Annotated in this window: 15 protein-coding genes; 6 read left to right on the forward strand and 9 right to left on the reverse strand. The window is 32.5% G+C overall.

The annotated features are described in order from the left end of the window. Positions 1 to 35 precede the first annotated feature (35 nt). From psmB to comC, 4 genes are all read left to right on the forward strand, one after another. On the forward strand, positions 36 to 659 hold the full coding sequence (psmB, locus tag VW161_RS02410) for an archaeal proteasome endopeptidase complex subunit beta (RefSeq protein ID WP_304087756.1): 624 nt from the start codon (positions 36 to 38) through the stop codon (positions 657 to 659). Between the two features lie 456 nt (positions 660 to 1,115). Beyond that, a complete protein-coding gene (locus VW161_RS02415; RefSeq protein ID WP_304087754.1) occupies positions 1,116 to 3,026 on the forward strand; it encodes a beta-CASP ribonuclease aCPSF1 in 1,911 nt (636 codons plus the stop codon). Between the two features lie 290 nt (positions 3,027 to 3,316). Further along, positions 3,317 to 4,336, forward strand: coding sequence for a phosphoribosylformylglycinamidine cyclo-ligase (gene purM / locus VW161_RS02420; protein ID WP_304092667.1), 1,020 nt, complete (start codon positions 3,317 to 3,319; stop codon positions 4,334 to 4,336). A gap of 144 nt (positions 4,337 to 4,480) precedes the next feature. Beyond that, positions 4,481 to 5,509: an L-sulfolactate dehydrogenase gene (comC, locus tag VW161_RS02425; RefSeq protein ID WP_304087750.1), complete on the forward strand. Its 1,029-nt coding sequence runs from the start codon at positions 4,481 to 4,483 to the stop codon at positions 5,507 to 5,509. A gap of 603 nt (positions 5,510 to 6,112) precedes the next feature. Here the strand turns inward: comC and VW161_RS02430 are convergent. The 6 genes from VW161_RS02430 to VW161_RS02455 all read right to left on the reverse strand — a co-directional run bounded on the left by VW161_RS02430 (position 6,113) and on the right by VW161_RS02455 (position 11,891). Beyond that, complete coding sequence (locus VW161_RS02430; protein ID WP_304087748.1) at positions 6,113 to 6,505, reverse strand: hypothetical protein; 393 nt, start codon at positions 6,503 to 6,505, stop codon at positions 6,113 to 6,115. Positions 6,506 to 6,552: 47 nt separating this feature from the next. Then, positions 6,553 to 6,939: a putative zinc-binding protein gene (locus tag VW161_RS02435; RefSeq protein ID WP_304087746.1), complete on the reverse strand. Its 387-nt coding sequence runs from the start codon at positions 6,937 to 6,939 to the stop codon at positions 6,553 to 6,555. Between the two features lie 111 nt (positions 6,940 to 7,050). Continuing rightward, the gene (locus tag VW161_RS02440) at positions 7,051 to 8,976 is read right to left on the reverse strand and encodes a DNA-directed DNA polymerase (protein ID WP_304087744.1); all 1,926 of its coding nucleotides are present in this window, start codon (positions 8,974 to 8,976) and stop codon (positions 7,051 to 7,053) included. 46 nt (positions 8,977 to 9,022) lie between these two features. Then, entirely contained in the window at positions 9,023 to 10,087 is a 1,065-nt protein-coding gene (locus VW161_RS02445) for an AI-2E family transporter (RefSeq protein ID WP_304087742.1), read from the reverse strand. 65 nt (positions 10,088 to 10,152) lie between these two features. Then, positions 10,153 to 10,962 (reverse strand): dihydroorotate dehydrogenase electron transfer subunit, encoded by an 810-nt coding sequence (locus VW161_RS02450; RefSeq protein ID WP_304087740.1) that lies wholly within the window; start codon positions 10,960 to 10,962, stop codon positions 10,153 to 10,155. Positions 10,963 to 10,979: 17 nt separating this feature from the next. Beyond that, complete coding sequence (locus tag VW161_RS02455; protein ID WP_304087738.1) at positions 10,980 to 11,891, reverse strand: dihydroorotate dehydrogenase; 912 nt, start codon at positions 11,889 to 11,891, stop codon at positions 10,980 to 10,982. 235 nt (positions 11,892 to 12,126) lie between these two features. Here VW161_RS02455 and VW161_RS02460 point away from each other — a divergent pair, with 235 nt between their 5' ends. Continuing rightward, positions 12,127 to 13,356 carry an NOP5/NOP56 family protein gene (locus VW161_RS02460; RefSeq protein WP_304092671.1) on the forward strand — a complete coding sequence of 410 codons (1,230 nt, stop codon included), beginning with the start codon at positions 12,127 to 12,129 and terminating at the stop codon, positions 13,354 to 13,356. Between the two features lie 127 nt (positions 13,357 to 13,483). Further along, on the forward strand, positions 13,484 to 14,128 hold the full coding sequence (locus VW161_RS02465) for a fibrillarin-like rRNA/tRNA 2'-O-methyltransferase (protein WP_304087734.1): 645 nt from the start codon (positions 13,484 to 13,486) through the stop codon (positions 14,126 to 14,128). 972 nt (positions 14,129 to 15,100) lie between these two features. On the opposite strand, the gene coaBC is transcribed toward VW161_RS02465, so the two are convergent. The 3 genes from coaBC to VW161_RS02480 form a co-directional block, all read right to left on the reverse strand. Next, the gene (gene coaBC / locus VW161_RS02470) at positions 15,101 to 16,285 is read right to left on the reverse strand and encodes a bifunctional phosphopantothenoylcysteine decarboxylase/phosphopantothenate--cysteine ligase CoaBC (protein WP_304092676.1); all 1,185 of its coding nucleotides are present in this window, start codon (positions 16,283 to 16,285) and stop codon (positions 15,101 to 15,103) included. Between the two features lie 171 nt (positions 16,286 to 16,456). Beyond that, positions 16,457 to 17,005, reverse strand: coding sequence for a PsbP-related protein (locus VW161_RS02475; protein ID WP_325192683.1), 549 nt, complete (start codon positions 17,003 to 17,005; stop codon positions 16,457 to 16,459). Positions 17,006 to 17,046: 41 nt separating this feature from the next. After that, positions 17,047 to 17,775 (reverse strand): hypothetical protein, encoded by a 729-nt coding sequence (locus VW161_RS02480; protein ID WP_304092678.1) that lies wholly within the window; start codon positions 17,773 to 17,775, stop codon positions 17,047 to 17,049. Between the last annotated feature and the right edge of the window lie 52 nt (positions 17,776 to 17,827).

Raw genomic sequence — 17,827 nt, forward strand, 5'->3', positions numbered from 1 at the left:
ATTTAATTTTACATTATTATACGAGGTGTATTAATATGGCTGATAAAAACACATTTGAAGGTACCACTACTGTCGGTATTACCTGTAAAGATGGTGTTGTATTTGCAAGCGAAAGAAGAGCAAGTATGGGAAACCTGGTTGCTCACAAAGTAGCTGAAAAAATATTCAAAATTGACAACCACATTGCAGCAACCATTGCAGGATCTGTTGCAGATGCACAAAGCTTAATGAAAATCATTAGCGCTGAAACTGCATTATACAGATTAAGAAATGGTAAAGACATTAGCTTAGAAGCTGCTGCAGCTGTAAGTTCTAACATATTACACTCCTCACCAGCACATGTACAAACTCTTATCGGAGGAGTAGATGACACTGGGGCATCAATCTATTCTTTAGATGCAGCAGGAGGTATGATTAAGGATACCTTCATTTCTACCGGTTCCGGTTCTACATTTGCATATGGTGTTCTTGAAGACAGATTCCACGAAGACATCACTGTAGAAGAAGCTAAGGAATTAGCTTTAAGAGCTATCAAAGCTGCTACAGAAAGAGACACTTACTCTGGAAATGGCTTCTTAGTAGCTGAAGTTACTAAAGACGGATACAAGATGTTAGAAAAAGAAGAAGTTGAATCTATTATTGAAAAAATTAATAGCTAAAAAATATATACGAATTATTTATTTTTTAACTTTATTTTACAACTAATTTTACATATTACAGTATAGATAGTATATGCAATAAATTAAGTAAACATCTTTTTTATGACACAGAAGCTGTTTATTTAATCAATAAGAATATTGATATCGTAGATTTAAATCAATATTCTTAACTTTTAATTTAATTTTAAATCCTAAGTTTAGAAATTTATATAATTTATATTTAGATAATATTAGGATTTTAATTAGTTAATTAATTTAATTATTTTAGATTAATTATAGATTATTATTCAATTAAACGGCTTATTTAAAAATTAACCAAAATTTACTTAACGAATATTTTTTAAAAAACATTTTCTATAACTGATTAAAAGAAAATAAAAGAAGAATTGGAAATTACAAAAATATTGATTTTATACCATATGCTAATTTTATACGTCTATTTTTCGAAGTGATAATATGGCTTCAAACGTTTTAGAAGAAATCAAACAAAAAATTACAAAAAAACTACCTGATGAAGTTCAATTAGCGAATATTGAATTTGAAGGTCCTGAGGTTGTTATTTATACAAAAAACCCAGACATTGTAGCAGACAATGGGGACTTAATCAGAAACTTGGCAAAAGAACTTAGAAAAAGAATCATAATCAGATCAGACAAATCTGTTTTATTACCATACGAAGAAACTATTCAAAAAGTCGAAGAGATCGTTCCAGAAGATGCTGAAATCAGCAACATCACTTTTGATGAAGTTACCAACGAAGTTGTTATAGAAGCTACCAAACCTGGACTTGTAATTGGAAAATATGGAGTGACCTCAAGGGAAATCGTTAGAAAAACCGGATGGGCTCCAAAGATTTTAAGAAGTCCTCCAATCAGATCTGAGATTATCGATAGAATCAGAAATACCTTGATGCACAACAGTAAGGAAAGAAAGAAAATCTTGCAGACTTTAGGTGCAAGAATCCACCAAGGCGGAAAATATCCTAATGAATGGACCAGATTAACTGCTATGGGAGGATTTAAAGAGGTAGGACGTTCATGTATGTTACTTCAAACTCCAAACAGTAGAGTATTGCTTGATTGTGGAGTAAACGTAGCAGGACAAGATGAAAAAACTTCATTCCCAATGCTCGGAGTTCCTGAGTTTTCAATTCAAGACCTTGATGCAGTTGTAGTGTCTCACGCTCACTTGGACCACTGCGGTTTCATTCCTTACCTTTACCACTACGGATACGAAGGTCCTGTATACTGTACTTCTGCAACAAGAGACTTAATGACCTTATTGCAATTGGATTACATTGACATTGCACATAGGGAAAACAACCCACTTCCATTTAATGTAAAGCATGTGCAAAAAATGATCAAGCACACAATCACTCTTGACTATGGAGTAGTAACTGACATATCTCCAGACATTAAATTGACATTGCATAATGCAGGCCACATTTTAGGTTCTGCTATGTGTCACTTCCACATTGGTGACGGTGCACATAACTTGCTCTACACTGGAGACTTCAAATACGAAAGAAGCAGACTCTTGGAACCTGCAACCACAAGATTCCCTAGAGTGGAAAGCTGCATTATGGAAAGTACATATGGTGGACATGAAGACGTTACCCCATCAAGAAACAATGCAGAAAAAGAATTGATGAAAACCATCTACAAAACATTAAAACGTGGCGGAAAAGTATTGGTTCCTGTATTTGCAGTAGGAAGAGCACAAGAATTGATGATTGTGCTTGAAGAGTACATGCGTCATGGAATGATTGAAGAAGTGCCAATCCATCTTGACGGTATGATTTGGGAAGCAACTGCAGTGCACACTGCAAGACCAGAATACTTAAGCAAAGACTTAAGGGATCAAATTTTCCATATGGGAAGAAATCCATTCATTGCAGAATCTTTCAATAAGGTTCAAAACAATGCTGAAAGAAAACAGATTGTAGAAGGAGAACCATCAATTATCCTTTCAACATCAGGTATGATGACTGGTGGAAACTCTGTAGAGTACTTCAAATGGTTATGTGAAGACAAGAACAATTCCATTGTTTTCGTAGGTTACCAATCTGAAGGATCACTTGGTAGAAAAATCCAAAAAGGACACAAGGAAATCCCATTGGAAGATGAAACAGGTAAAAAGAGAATCTACAATGTTAAAATGGATGTCAAAACCATCGAAGGATTCAGTGGTCACTCCAACAGAAGACAATTGATGGAATTCGCAAAAAGATTGCATCCAAGACCTGATAAAATCATCACTTGTCACGGAGACCCATATAAAACTGTTGACTTGGCTTCAAGCATTCACAGAAGTTATAAGGTAGAGACTAAAACTCCACTTATCCTTGAAGCAACCAGACTTCAATAGTTTTAAATCTTTTTAAAATATTTATATTTCAAAATAATCCTTATTTTAAAATATTTTTATTTTAAAAATTTTTTTTAAATTTTTATAATTAAAACAAAATTTATTTTTTTTTAATTTTTTAATTTCAATCAATTTTATCATTAATTATTCTAAAATAATTAATATAATATAAATAATAGCTAAAACAAATATTAAAATGTTAGCTATTATTTAATTGTTAATAATGGCCTATTTAAAATAAAAACTTTTTAAAAAATAAAAAATTTATGAATTATTATTAGGTGAATTTTATGGTTACTTACTCAGAATCTGGTGTTGACATTGACCTTGAAGCATTAACCGTCTCAAAATTAGCTTCAAAATTGCAGCCAACATTAGAATACAGAAATATTATTACTGATAGTGGACACTTTGCAGCATTGGTAGAACTTGGCGATAAGGCTATTGCAATGAGTACTGATGGTGTAGGAAGTAAAATATTAGTTGCAAAAATGATGGAAAAATACGATACTGTTGGAATTGACATGATTGCAATGGTAGTTAACGATATCCTTTGTGTAGGTGCAGAGCCTATTGCATTAGTTGACTACTTAGCAGTCGAAGAACCAGATCCAAAAGTAGCTGAAGAAATTGCAGACGGTCTTGTTCAAGGGGCAAAAGAATCCCAAATCGCAATTATTGGTGGAGAAACCGCTTCCCTTCCAGGAATTGTAAAGGACTTTGACTTAGCAGGAACCGGTATCGGTTTTGTAGACAAGGATAAAATCATCACTGGTGCAGATATCCAAGAGGGAGATGTATTAATCGGTCTTAGAAGCAGCGGTATTCACAGTAATGGTTTAAGCTTAGCTAGAAGAGCAATCTTTGAAGAAGGAGGATTCAACGTCAACGATAAAATGCCTAACGAAGAAACCACCATTGGAGAAGAATTATTGAAACCAACCCAACTATATGTTAAAGCAATTGTTGAACTTTTAAAACATGACTTTGACATTAAAGGTCTTGCTCATATGACTGGTGGTGGAGTAAACAACCTTTCAAGACTTAAAAAAGGAATCGGTTTTGACATTACAGATTACCCAGAGCCACAAGACATCTTTAAATTAATCTACCAGCAAGGCGTTCCTTTAGAGGAAATGTACAAGGTTTTCAATATGGGTGTAGGATTCTGTGTAATTGCAAGCCCAGAGGAAGCAGACGCTGTTGTTGAAGCATTGAACGAAAACATTGAAGCTCAAATTGTAGGAACAGTTACTGCTGAAGAAAAGATTACTGTAAGAACATTTGATGGAACTGTAATTGAATACTAATTTCAATGCAAAAAAAGAAAAGAAAAGAGAATAAAATACATAAAATTCCAATAATAATTTAAAAAAACATTAAAAAAATATTTAAAAATTAATTAACAATTACAAAGATATTTCAACAAATGCCAATCATTTAGGAGGGAAAATATGAGAATTAGTGTTGAAAATGAAAGAAAACTTGTAAATGAAATCTTAATCAACATTGGAGTTCAAGAATATCATGCAAAGATCATTACTGAAGCAACTTTAGACTCTGATTTAAAAGGTTTCACTTCACATGGACTTGGAAGATTCCCACAATACATCAGAGGAATCAATAACGGTTTTATTGAAACCAAAGGAGATTATGAAATTGTCAAGGATGAGGATTCCATTGCACTCATTGATGGTAAAAGCTTATTCGGACAATACATTGCACATGAAGCAATGATGATGGCAATCAATAAGGCAAAGGAAACCGGTATCGCTGCAGTAGGTACCTTCAATTCAAACCACTTTGGAATAACCGGTTATTATTCTGACTTAGCTATTAGAAATGACATGATTGGTATTGTAATTTGTAACACTGAACCTGGAGTAGCACCATTAGGTGGTAAGAAAGCTATTCTCGGAACTAACCCAATAGCTATTGGTATCCCTTCCGAAACTTATATTGCTGTTGATATGGCAACTTCTGTAAGCGCAAGAGGAAAATTATTAGAAGCAAAAAGAAAAGGTGAGGAAATTCCTCCAAACACTGCAATTGACAAGGAGGGAAATCCAACCACTGATCCTGAAGCTGCATTAGAAGGCTCTATCCTTCCATTTGGTGGAGTAAAAGGATACGCTTTAAGCTTTATGATTGAAATAATGACAGGACCTTTAGTAAACGCGGCATTTGGTACTAAAGTAACAGGTACAGCAGGAGACTATAAGGAAGACTGCAACAAAGGGGACTTGTTTGTTGCAATCAATCCTGAAAAATTCGTTTCAATTGACGTATTTAAAGAACAAGTAGAAGAATTCGTTACAGAAATCAGAGAATCCGGAAACACTTTCATTCCGGGAGATCTCGAAGTAAAAAGAATTTCTGAAAATGAGAAAAATGGTTTAGAAATAGATGAAAAACTATATGAAACATTAAAAACCATTTGTGATGCTGAAAATATAGATTTAGACAGTTACTTAACTGAATAAATCTAACTTTTTTCTTCTTTACTATTTTACTCTTTTACTTTTATTTTACTATTTTTATTTTTTAGTATTTTTCAAAATCTACTTTTTAACAAATACTGATTTTACTAATTTTGCAAATTTTACTGATTTTGAAATTTTATAAATTTTTAAAATTTATTGCTCTTTAAAAAAAATTAAAGATTTAATTTTTTAATATATTTTACTATTTTTTAAAAAAATATTTTATAAAAATAATACTAAAATTTTCACTCTCAAAGCCCTATAAAAATTTTAATAATAAAAGTTCACTAAAATATAGTTTAGATAAAAAAGTATTAAAATAATTAATCATATCTTAAAAATATTGAAAGTATGAATCATATTATAAATTTTGATAATTAGTAATCTACATCACACAAATGATAAATGACAAAATAGTGAAAAAATGAAAAAATTATTTTATGAAAAATAGAAAAGTAAAATTTTTGAAAAATATTATATTGGATATTTTAAAAAATTGAAAAAGCAAAATTTAAAAAATATGGAAAAGTGAACTTTTTGAAAATATAGGAAAAATTTTAAAAAAAATAGAAAATTAATTTTTGATAAAAAATTAAAAAAAAATTAAATTGCACAAGATGGTGCAAATCCTAAATCATTCAATAATTTATCAAGCCCTTTTTCTGCCATGACCACATCATCAACTAAACAGAAGATTCCTAACTTGCCCTCCTTAATGAAATTTGAAAGTTTGCTTGCATCATCCAAAAGTTCAGATGCATCCTCTTCAGCAATTGTAAAGAACAAATCCGTTTCCATCATATTAAGTGAACTGTTTACATTGAACTTGGACTCAATAGCTCCTTCTGTTCTTTCAATGAGCAGGAAATTCTTGTCAGTCTCTCCAACAAAAAATGCAATTTTGCATCCAGGGCTTAAAACCGCAAAATATTGCTCACTATCATTGACAAATTTATCCCATAAATTATTATCATGAATCTTGACTGGCTTTACCATAAAATCACCTAAAGAAATATTGGGAGATGGTTAGAAAATTGTGAAAATTAATCCAATCCAATTTCTTTGATCTTGTTTTCAATAACCTCTTTCACAATTGAAACGCAGATTTCCCCTTCTTCATCCAATCTTGCAGCATCATTCGCCTTATGTTCAGTTTCAGCTAAAATGTCTCCAACATTAAGCTCATCCACAATTTCAATGCCCTTTTGCTCTAATATTTTACCAACACAGTTTCCTTCACATCCATTAATTGCTAAAATGGGGTATTTATCAAGCATTCTCTTAAAACCAGTGACATTTGCAGAAGTTGAACCCATACAAATGGATAAGATTTCCACATCATCAATAGCTAAGTCATGAACTGCAACTCTCGCAACCAAACCATTAGGACTCATTCCACTGCATGCTGCCAAAGCAATTTTCTCTTTCATAATCATACTTCCTTTAAATTATTATAATTAATATTCAATAAACGTGATTTTTTAACTTTTAATAGATAAATTTAATATAATTTTTAATAGATTTTTTAATAAACTTAAATTTTATTCCTTTTTCATTTCAGGCACATATTTTGCATAGAAACCATCAGTATCTGCATAAATTGCCTTAAAACCATAATCTTCCGCTTCCTTCATCGCCTTTTTAATATGCTGACGCCCCCAAGCAGTAATTGATTGAGCACATTCAAATGAATACCAACGGAATCTCAAGAATCCATAAACTCCATACATTGTATTTGCCAAACGCTTCAACGCTTGCTGTTGAACATCAAGACCCTTCCTTAATATTGGATCATCTGTTGCCTTCATCCTATTCTTAACAGCGAACCTTTCATTTAGGATATCCTCTAAAGCTGAAGGAATGAATCCTTGAGGCTCTTTCTTGAACTTGAAGAAGTGTTCTGGAGAAATATAATATTCCTCATCATCTATTGCAGAAGACATTTCATCTTCCTTAATACTATCGATTTCATCATAGCATGTTTCATAATCCTCAAAGTCTTCAAATTTGGCATTATATGATGAATTGCCATTTACCAAAACATCTGGAGAAATGTTTTTTGAAATGATTAAAGTAGGGTACAGGCTCTTGAAGTCGAACTGAACCAAATTCTCATGCAATCCGATTTCAGGCTCTTTAACATAACCTCCAGAGTTGCTTCCTCTTTCCTTAATGTTTTTCATAGTCATGTTAGGCTTATTTGGCACTACTTCATCAACTTCATAAGCTTTTCTAACCAAATACCATTCTGCCTGCTGACCTGTAGCCATACGGGTTACATCAACAAAAGGCTGTCCAACTATACGAGTCAATTCCAAGTTCAAAGGCAATGTTTCCTGAGCAATCTTCAATGTGGATACAACATCATCCAAGGAATACTTGAACAGGTTCTTAAGTTCCTTGCCACCATTGTCCCAAAATTCATAGATTCTGTCTCCAGGAACATCTATCTTTTCCTCTCCAAAGAACTCAAAGTACACTCTCTCTAAAGTGTATCTGTCAAGTGACATGTATCTTCTCATAACCAAATACAAGTCAACATGAAGAAGCCCTTTGAATGTTGCTGCATTGTTATAGCCTCTTCTAATGAACTTGATGCTTGATCCATCGACCCCTAAATCCAAGTCAATGCCCCATATCTTTGCCCTATCCTTAAGGTATGGGAAGTCAAAGACATCAGAGTTATATCCTATGATAATGTCAATATTGTTTTCCTTAACAGTCTTGATGAATGATTCTATCATTTCCTTTTCAGAATCAACCTTTTCTATGAAGTACATTTCAGGGTCCTGTTCAAATTCGTCCCCTTTAGTTGAAATGACTTTTCTAACTCCTACATTACTGTCAATTCCAATCATGATGATTTCATCCTCATTTGGGTTAGGCATTCCATGAGGGTTTCTAACTTCCAAGTCAAAGCTCATCATCCTGAACTGTTGGAAATCAGTGTTTGCAGTTTTAGGAGATTCATTCAATTTTAGGATTTCAAGGGAATCATCATCACTGTCTATGGTTTCAAATGAATCAATAAGTTCTCCCTCTAACTCCAATTCAGCCATAGGAACCAATCCATTGTCAATCAGATATCTTCTATAGAATGGAATATCATGTTCCCTAAGCTGCTTTACAGAGTCCAAATCCCAAATCTTGTCTCTGTATTTTGGCACATCTTGAGGATGGTTAAAGCTGATTTTAATGAATTCGGTAGGAACCTGGAAATCCTTCTTAAGGACTTTTTCAAGTTTTGTAAACTCCAATTCATCTTCCTTTTCAAGTTCTTCTAAATCCTTCATACATTTATCAATATCAGTTACAGGTAAAATGTACAAATAAGGGACGAAACTGTCATCTAATGCAATCAAGTCATTGGATTTTTCTCCCTTAACTTTACCGAATAATCTCATGACTGGCTTTTCATCATGAGTGATATAATCAATGTCTAAAAGAACAATGTTTCTTTTTACCATCCTATCAACCAAATTTTTTTATAATAATTAATAATTATCAGATTCATTATTTTCCAATTTTTCTCTCTAATTTATCATTTTCCAATTCTTCCTTAAGGGACTTGATAACCGCATATGCAATTCCCAAAATCAAAGGACCCAATATGAAACCAACAATTCCAAATACATAAGGTCCAGCCATAAATCCAACCAAAAGGATTAAGGAAGGCATGTCAGCATAATTGCTTGCAAGCATTGGACGAATGTACATATCACTCAAGCTTAATACGAATCCCCATAATATTGTAAGGAGTCCTTGAGCTATATCTCCAGCAACAAAGAATGCATAGAGTGCCAATGCCCAATAAACTATCCATGGACCGAAGATAGGGATCAACTGTGCAATACCTGTAATGATTCCTAAAAACAATGCAAACTTATATCCTAAGAAATAATAGCCTACGCCACCCATAACACCGATAACCATAGCTGTCAGGAAATGACCATAGAAGATAGATTTTAGAACATTTGCAACATCATCCAAGGTTCTTTCAAAGAAAGACCTATGCTCTTTTGGAATAAATACAAAAATATATTCCATAACCTTATCTCCATCACGAGTGAAATAATAAATGGAACAGATCAGGACAAACAATTGAACCAGCACATCTGAAAAATGTCTTATGAACCTTATGGCATAATTGAATATATAAGTTAAGGCTTCATGCACTCCGCTAGTCAATAGCCCTAAGTAAGGTTTAATAAATCCTTGAAGTTCCACAGGCAATGCTTGGACAAATATGTTAACAGCCAGATTCAAATCAATTCCTGAACTTACAGAAAGATTATGGGAAGCGAAAAACATATCCGCAAAAACTGCTGTTTCCCAAAATACGTATATGAACAATAGTATCAATGGAATGATTACCACTATTATCGCCAGGAATATTGAAATTGAAGTAATCTTGATTTTTGATTGAATCCTATTGGCAACTGGTGTGATACCATAAGCAATCATTGCTCCAAGCAAAATCATATTCAATACCGGCATGACTGTAAATAATGACAATAATAAGAAAATTATTATAATCATTATATGAAGGCCATATTTGCTTTCATTAAGATTAAACATGTTATCATTAAATAAATTATTTCTAATATTTTTTTATATTAAATCATATTGAAACGTTAATTGATTTAGAAATACTCTTTCATTCCAGATGCGGTTCTATGGAATTTACCGAACTCAACGATTTCAGAAACCTGATCAGATGAGAAAACAGGCCCTTCAGCACATATTCTCCAACCGGTATTGTCTACACAGCATTGACCACAAACACCTATAGCACATTTCATATAACGTTCCATAGAGTATTCACCCTCAATCATATTGGATTCTAAGCTACCGTACAATGGTCTCATCATGACTTCAGGACCGCATACAACAGCCCAGTCATATTCCTTGTGTTCAATCAATTGCAATACCCTATGAGTTGCAAATCCTTTGAAACCACAGGATCCGTCATCAGTGCAAGTGTAGACTTTTGCACCTTTTTCCTTTAATCTGTCATTAAACAAGAGTTCATCCTTTGTTTGTGCAGCACAAACAACATCAACTTGAGCCTTATTTTTCAATGCCTCTTCGGTAAATGATGCTATAGGAGCCATTCCAACTCCACCGCCAATAGCTAAAACTCTCATTCCTTTCAAATCAGTGTCAAAACCGTTTCCATATGGGCCTCTAAGACCTAGCTTGTCACCTTCCTTTAATGTATGCAAGTTTTCAGTAAACTCTCCAACCTTCTTAACGGTTATTCCAAGTTCTCCCTTACCAACATCGATATATGAAATGGACATTGGCTTTTCATCCTTGAAATTCCACACCATGACAAACTGTCCCGGAGAAGGAATGTTTTCACCAACCATAGTCCAATCAAAAATGAAAGTCTTGATTGTAGGAGTCTCTTCTATAATCTTTTTTATCTCTATAACTTGAGGTACATTCATTCTATCACCCACTTAAGCTATGGCTCCTTATGAGCAAAGCCCACCATATCATCAATTGAATCAAATTCACTTTCCTCCATAAACTCTTCCAAGTCGCTTGTGATTCTTCCGAATATTTCAGGACCTTCATACATGATTGAAGTTCCAATTTGTACAGCGCTTGCACCAGCATAGAGGAACTCTATTACATCAGCGTAATTGCGTATTCCACCAACACCAACAATTGGAATGTCGGTTGCGGCAAATGCATCATAAACGCAACGAACAGCTATTGGCTTAATTGCAGGTCCGCTCATTCCACCGAACTTATTTGCAAGTATTGGATTTCCAGTTACAATATCTATTTTCATTCCAGGACCTAAGGAATTGATCAATGTCAATCCATCTGCCCCACCTTCTTCAGCTGCAACTGCAATTTCAGAAATGTCAGTTACATTTGGAGTCAATTTTGCAAGAATAGGCACATCAACAGCATCTTTAACTGCCTTTACAACATTTCTAGTCAATTCAGGATTTTGTCCAATGGAAGCCCCATAACCTTCCATTGCATGAGGACATGATACATTCAATTCAATCATATCAACCAAATCCTCTACCTTTCCTGCAACATATGCAAACTCATCAGGAGTTGCGCCATAAATTGAAGCGATTGATTTGCCCTTTATGCGATCAACCTTTTCCAATTCATCGATGAACGCTTCAACTCCAGGACTTGAAAGCCCAATCGCATTAATGATTCCTCCCTCTACAGCAACGGTAGTTGGATTCTTATAACCGTCATTAGGTTCCTTTGAAAATGATTTGGATACAACTGCACCAGCACCAGATTTTAAAATCCAATTAAGGGAAGATGCATGGCTTCCCAATACACCTGCAGCAAGCATCAAGGGATTTCTTAACCTGACACCACATAATTTAGTTTTTAACATGAATAACCTCCAATAAAAACATGAACTTTGATAATTATAACTAATTTTTCTTATATATAATATTTAATAATATAAAATAATTTTATACTATCTTAATATATGGAAACTATATGATATATAATTATTTAGTTTTCGAGTGGAAATTTAAGAAAATTTCATTAGAATTTATCAAAAACTTGCAAAAATTATCTGAAATAATGTAAAATATATTAGATAAAAAAATTAAAATAAGATTATGAAATTTTATATAACACAATGTATTGCAGGATTTATTGCATTTGATGAAGATCTTCAAATAGCTGATTATAAGCTTTTTACAGAAGATGAAGTGGTTTCAAATCTCATTAAGATAGAAGAAAATGAGATTTTAGATGAAGAGCTTGAACTCATTAATGGAATAAAGCTTGATTCATTCGAAGAGGATAGGATAATTATAGAAACCACAAAAAGGAAATCCCAATACAAGGAACTTGAAAACTATGGAAATATTGAAGTGAAAACTCCAAATAAAGGTGGAGAATACTTAAGAAGCAATATTGATAAAATCTTTGAAGAGATTGGATTTTCAAAAGGCCAAGATGAAATCATTCAAATTTATGAAAAGCTAGCAATCCATAAAATCAAAAAATCTTCACAGGAAGAGGATAAGCTTTTAATCCAGGCAATAAACTCTGTAGATGACATTGATGAATCAATCAGCAAATTGGTTGAACGCATTCGTGATTGGTACACAATCTATTTCCCTGAAATGGATACAATAAGCAATAATGAAACTTACATAAAGTTAATAGCTGAAAGTGAAAACAGAGAAGACATTTTGGAAAACTTCAATGAGCATTTTGCTGAAGAGATTGAAGAAAGTACAGGTGCTGACATTGAAGAGGATGACTTATTAATGCTAAAGAGTTTTGCAGAATCCATCTATTCACTTCAAAAATCCAGAAGAGAACTTGAAACTTATATTGATTCTAAAATGGAAGCTATTGCTCCTAACTTAAGGGATTTATTAGGATCAACATTAGGCGCTAAATTAATTGCCCATATCGGAAGCATTAAAAGATTAGCAACTTATCCTGCAAGTGTTATTCAGATAATGGGTGCTGAAAAGGCAATATTCAGACATTTGAAAACTGGAGAACGTCCTCCAAAGCATGGATTGATATTCCAACACCCAAGCGTTCGTGGCGCTAAATGGTGGAACAGAGGAAAAATAGCTAGAAACTTAGCATTGAAGATTACACTTGCTGTAAGAAAGGATGTATTCTCTGGAGAGTATGATCCAAGCATTGCAGAGGATTACCTTAAGAAAGTTGAGCAAATAGAAAAGGAAAATCCATTCCCTAAAAAGACAAGCCAAAAAAGGGCAAAGGAAAGAAAGGCCGAAAAGGACAAAGGGAAAGGAAAAAGCAAGAAATACAAAGGAAACAAGAAAAACAAGAAGAACAAAAAGAAACGAAGAAAATAATCATTTTACTATATGATAATGATCTATAATTTCTAAAATCTAAAATTATAAAATCCAAAATATTAAAATCTAAACTTCTAAAATCTAAAATTCCTAAAAAATTAAATTCATATAAAGATGTGAAAAAATGAACATATTTTACAAAGATGGTGAAATAGCTACCAGAAACTTAAGTCCGGGTATTAGAGTCTATGATGAAAGGCTCATTCAAGATGGAGAGGAAGAGTACAGAATCTGGAATCCAAGAAGATCCAAATTAGCTGCAGCATTATTGAATGGATTGGAGGGAATTGAATTAAAGAACGATTCCAAAGTATTGTACTTAGGCGCTTCAACAGGAACAACTGTTTCACACATTTCTGACATTTGCGATGAAGGATTGATCTATGCAGTGGAATTTTCACCAGTCAGCATGAAAAAGCTAGTCAGATTATCACAAAAGAGAAATAATATAATGCCACTTCTTGCAGATGCAACCAAACCGAAATATTACTTGAACAAAGTTGAGAAAGTAGACTTGGTTTACTGTGATGTTGCACAGGAAAAACAGAGCGAACTATTCATGGACAACATGGATTTATTCCTAAAGGAAGAGGGACAAGGACTCATTACCATAAAAGCAAGAAGCATTGATGTTATTCAAAAGCCTAAAAAAATATTCAAGGATGAAGCTAAAAAAATAAAAGAGAATGGTTATTCCATTTTGGAAAAGATTAAATTAGAACCTTATGAAAAGGACCATATAGCTTTTCTTGTGGAGAAATCTTTTTAAAAGAACATATATTCATTTTTGAAAAAAATCATTTTTCAAAACCCATACATAACTCTTATTTTAATCCAAAACCACCATTTTGTTATTAAAATTATAAAACAAAAATTAAGCTTTTCATATAATCTATTTCATCAATAAATATAGGTAACTATCGAAAAAATAAAACATATATTTTTAATAAGGATAATTCAAGTTATTATAGATAAGAAATACTCATTTAAAGCTCAAAAACTCCTTATTTTATAAGTATTACTTTTATCAAAAAATTTGATTTCAAAATAGTAATATGCATTAGATTTATTGAAAAAAATAGATTAAAATTTACTGAAAATAAAAAATAAAACTAATTCAATTTTAAAAATTAATCTAAGAATAAATTAACATAATTATCAGTAATTTTAAGAAGAAATACGAATTTAGTATAACTACGAACAATCTCAAAAAAGTATTACTACTGAAAGCTTTTTATATAAGAATATTACAAATATATATTTGCTAATGCAATAAAAAAAGAGTTCATAAAAATATCCTCTAGGTTAATTCACTCATAAAAAACACTCCATAATTAAATAGCTTAGAGGATTGAACTTTTTTTGCAAAATAAACTATTTTTAACTCTTTTTTAACAAAATTTTATTAAAATTTTAAAAAATATTTCTAATTTTTCTTTATTTTCAAAAATAAGAAAGAACTACTAATTTTTATAAAAAAGTAATACTTTTTTTAATTATTATCTAAATAAGGACATAATATGAGTATTAAAAAAAAATAATAGAAAATATTTAAAATTTTTATAGGAAAATAAGGAAAAATATAAGAAAAAAATTATATAACGAACTAAAAAAAAAAAAATATGATCCTGCAAAAAAATAGAATTGATAAAAATAAGAATTGAAAAATAAAAAATAGTAAAATAGAAAATAGTAAAATAAAAAAAGAAAAAATTGATCAAACTTTTTTATAAAGTTGAAATCAATCTAATTTTTTAGAAATCTCATCAAATATGGATTTGGAAATCTCTTTTTTGGAATTTAATGAAACCTTTTTGACTTCATCACTTACAAGAATTACCTCATTGGTTTCAGATCCGAATCCGCATCCATCATGGGAAACATCATTTGCTACAACCAAATCTGTTCCCGCTTCTCTCATTTGAGTCTTAGCGCAATCAATCATTTTCTCTTCTGAAATGTTGTATTCTGCCTTGAATCCAACTAAGAAGATATCTTCATTGATCTTTTTGATTCTTTGAATGATTTTTGCAACAGGCTCAAATTCCAATGACAAGTTATAGGATGAAGATATTTTAGAATTTTCCTTATTGATTGGAGTAAAATCAGAAACAGCTGCAGTAGCTATGAAAACATCAAAATCAGGAATCAATTCATCTATCTTCTCATTCATCAAAGTAGTTGATTCCGCATCAATCACATTGAATGCCTTTGGAATTGAAACTTCATGATGTGCAGCTAAAATTGTTAAATTAGCCCCTCTGACGAATGCTTCCTTAGCCAATTCCAAACCCATTCTACCAGAGGACCTATTGGAAATTCCCCTTATAGGGTCAATTTCCTCAAATGTTCCACCTAAACTGATTAATATGTTTTTTCCTGCAATATTAGACACTACACCACCTGCAATGCCCTTGCTTACCCTATCCAAATTGACAGCTCTTACAGATTCAAGGACAATGTCTTCAATAGCTGGGAATTTGGCTTTTCCTTCACCAATGCGAGGATTTACAAATTTTATGCCTTCTTCCTTTAGCTTTTCCACATTTTCGCTTACTGCATCATACATTGAATCATGCATTGAAGGAACAAAGACAATAGGAGTGTCATGACCTTGAGCAGTTATCAAAAGGGTATTTACAGGATTGTCAGAAATCTTATATGCAAATTTGGAAATGGTATTTGCAGTAGCTGGAGCAACTAAAATCAAATCTTGTTGAGAGTATTTCACATGCTCTATCTTTCCAGTTAATTCCAAAACAACTTCTTGACCAGTAGCAAACTCTAAAGCATTAGGGTGAATAATCTTAGTGGCCTCTTTAGTCATGAATGCCTTAACAGAATGGCCTTGCCTTCTAAATTCCCTTGCTAACTTAATGGTTTCGGTTGCTGCAATACTGCCAGTAACACATAAAACAATTTCCATAAAATCACTTCAATAAATTTAAAATCTTGTAATAAATAATCTAAATCCTTAAATAAATATTAAAAATCTTGTAATAAATAATCTAAATCCTTAAATAAATATTTAAAGCCTTGTAGTTAATGAATAATCTAAAAAAATAAAAATAGTGAATTTCATTTAGAAAAATCACTATTATAATTTGACGCTGTTAATAATGAAATCAAAAGTTCCTACCATATTATCGAATTCAGATTCTGGAGCAGAACATAAGATAACATAAATTTCAGACCCTTTTGGAATCCAAATAGCCTTATGCTGTTTTGTTTGATTGTTTGCTACAGAGGTGTAATCCGCTTCCATAGCAGCTTGACCATTAAATGAAACATTTCCCATAAATAAAATGGTGAAATCAGAATTACGGGCCAATGTATTGTAATTGGAAGTGAATTCAGATTGTAAAGATCCGGCATTTGATTTCTTTTCAATATTCACATTAACACTATTAAAACCTGCGGAATCCTTAGCATCAGGGTCTGCAACTGCTAAAACTGTTTCATTAGAGTTGGATTTTGCAGAAACCCAATTCCCAGGCATTGATAATGATATTCCATTTTCAGAATAATCCACTGATTGCTGTGAAAGCTCATCTCCACTGATAGTGTTGATAGGATTATTTATGAAAAATGAAACACCTACAATCAATAAAATTAAAACTAATCCGATACCAATAATTTTTTTCATACTATATCTCCAAAAAAATAATAATAGCACCATCAATAAACTTACTCTTCAGTTCCTCCAGAACTGCCACCAGAAGATCCTCCACCGGAAGACCCTCCTCCAGAACTACCGCCAGAAGAGCCACCACTAGATGAACCACCAGATGAACTTCCGCCAGAATAATCTCCACTAGAACTTGATGAACTGGAAGAATCGGAGTCACTGATTGAAGAGGAACTGCTTGAAGATGAACTTGAATCATCTGAAGAACCATATGAAGTGGTATTTGAGTAAGATTTTGTATAATTGTAACTGAGAGACTTGTTTACCTTAACTTCAGGAAAAGCAGTGTCATTAATAGTTGCACCAGAAGATATCATATCTCCAACATCACCACCTAAACCGATGCTGGACATTCCAAAAGTTATTCCTGCACCAAATGCTACAAGCAAAAATACAACTGCAAATGCAATATACCATGGACTGGTACTTGAAGACTCCTCCGGTTTTTTTGATACTGTATAAGTTTCAGGATTATGGATATACTTGCGAACTAGCTTTTCCTTTTCTTCCTGATACTTTTGAGAATCATCATATCTTGGCTTGATTGAGGAAGGAGTTTCTTCTTTTCCTTGCATCGCACGAATTCTATCACTAACTTCAATAGTTTCAATCTTATGCTTATACTGGTCAGACAAGTAAAGGTATTTCTCTTCAGAAATCAAACCAGCTTCATAATCCCTTTCAAGATTATGTAAAATCTGCATAAGCTTTTTCCTATCTGGATTCATACTTCTCCTCCTAATATCGATTGAATAAATTTATACTATATATTAAAATTAT

Origin of the sequence: Methanobrevibacter ruminantium (assembly GCF_016294135.1) — an archaeon.
Classification (GTDB): domain Archaea; phylum Methanobacteriota; class Methanobacteria; order Methanobacteriales; family Methanobacteriaceae; genus Methanobrevibacter; species Methanobrevibacter ruminantium_A.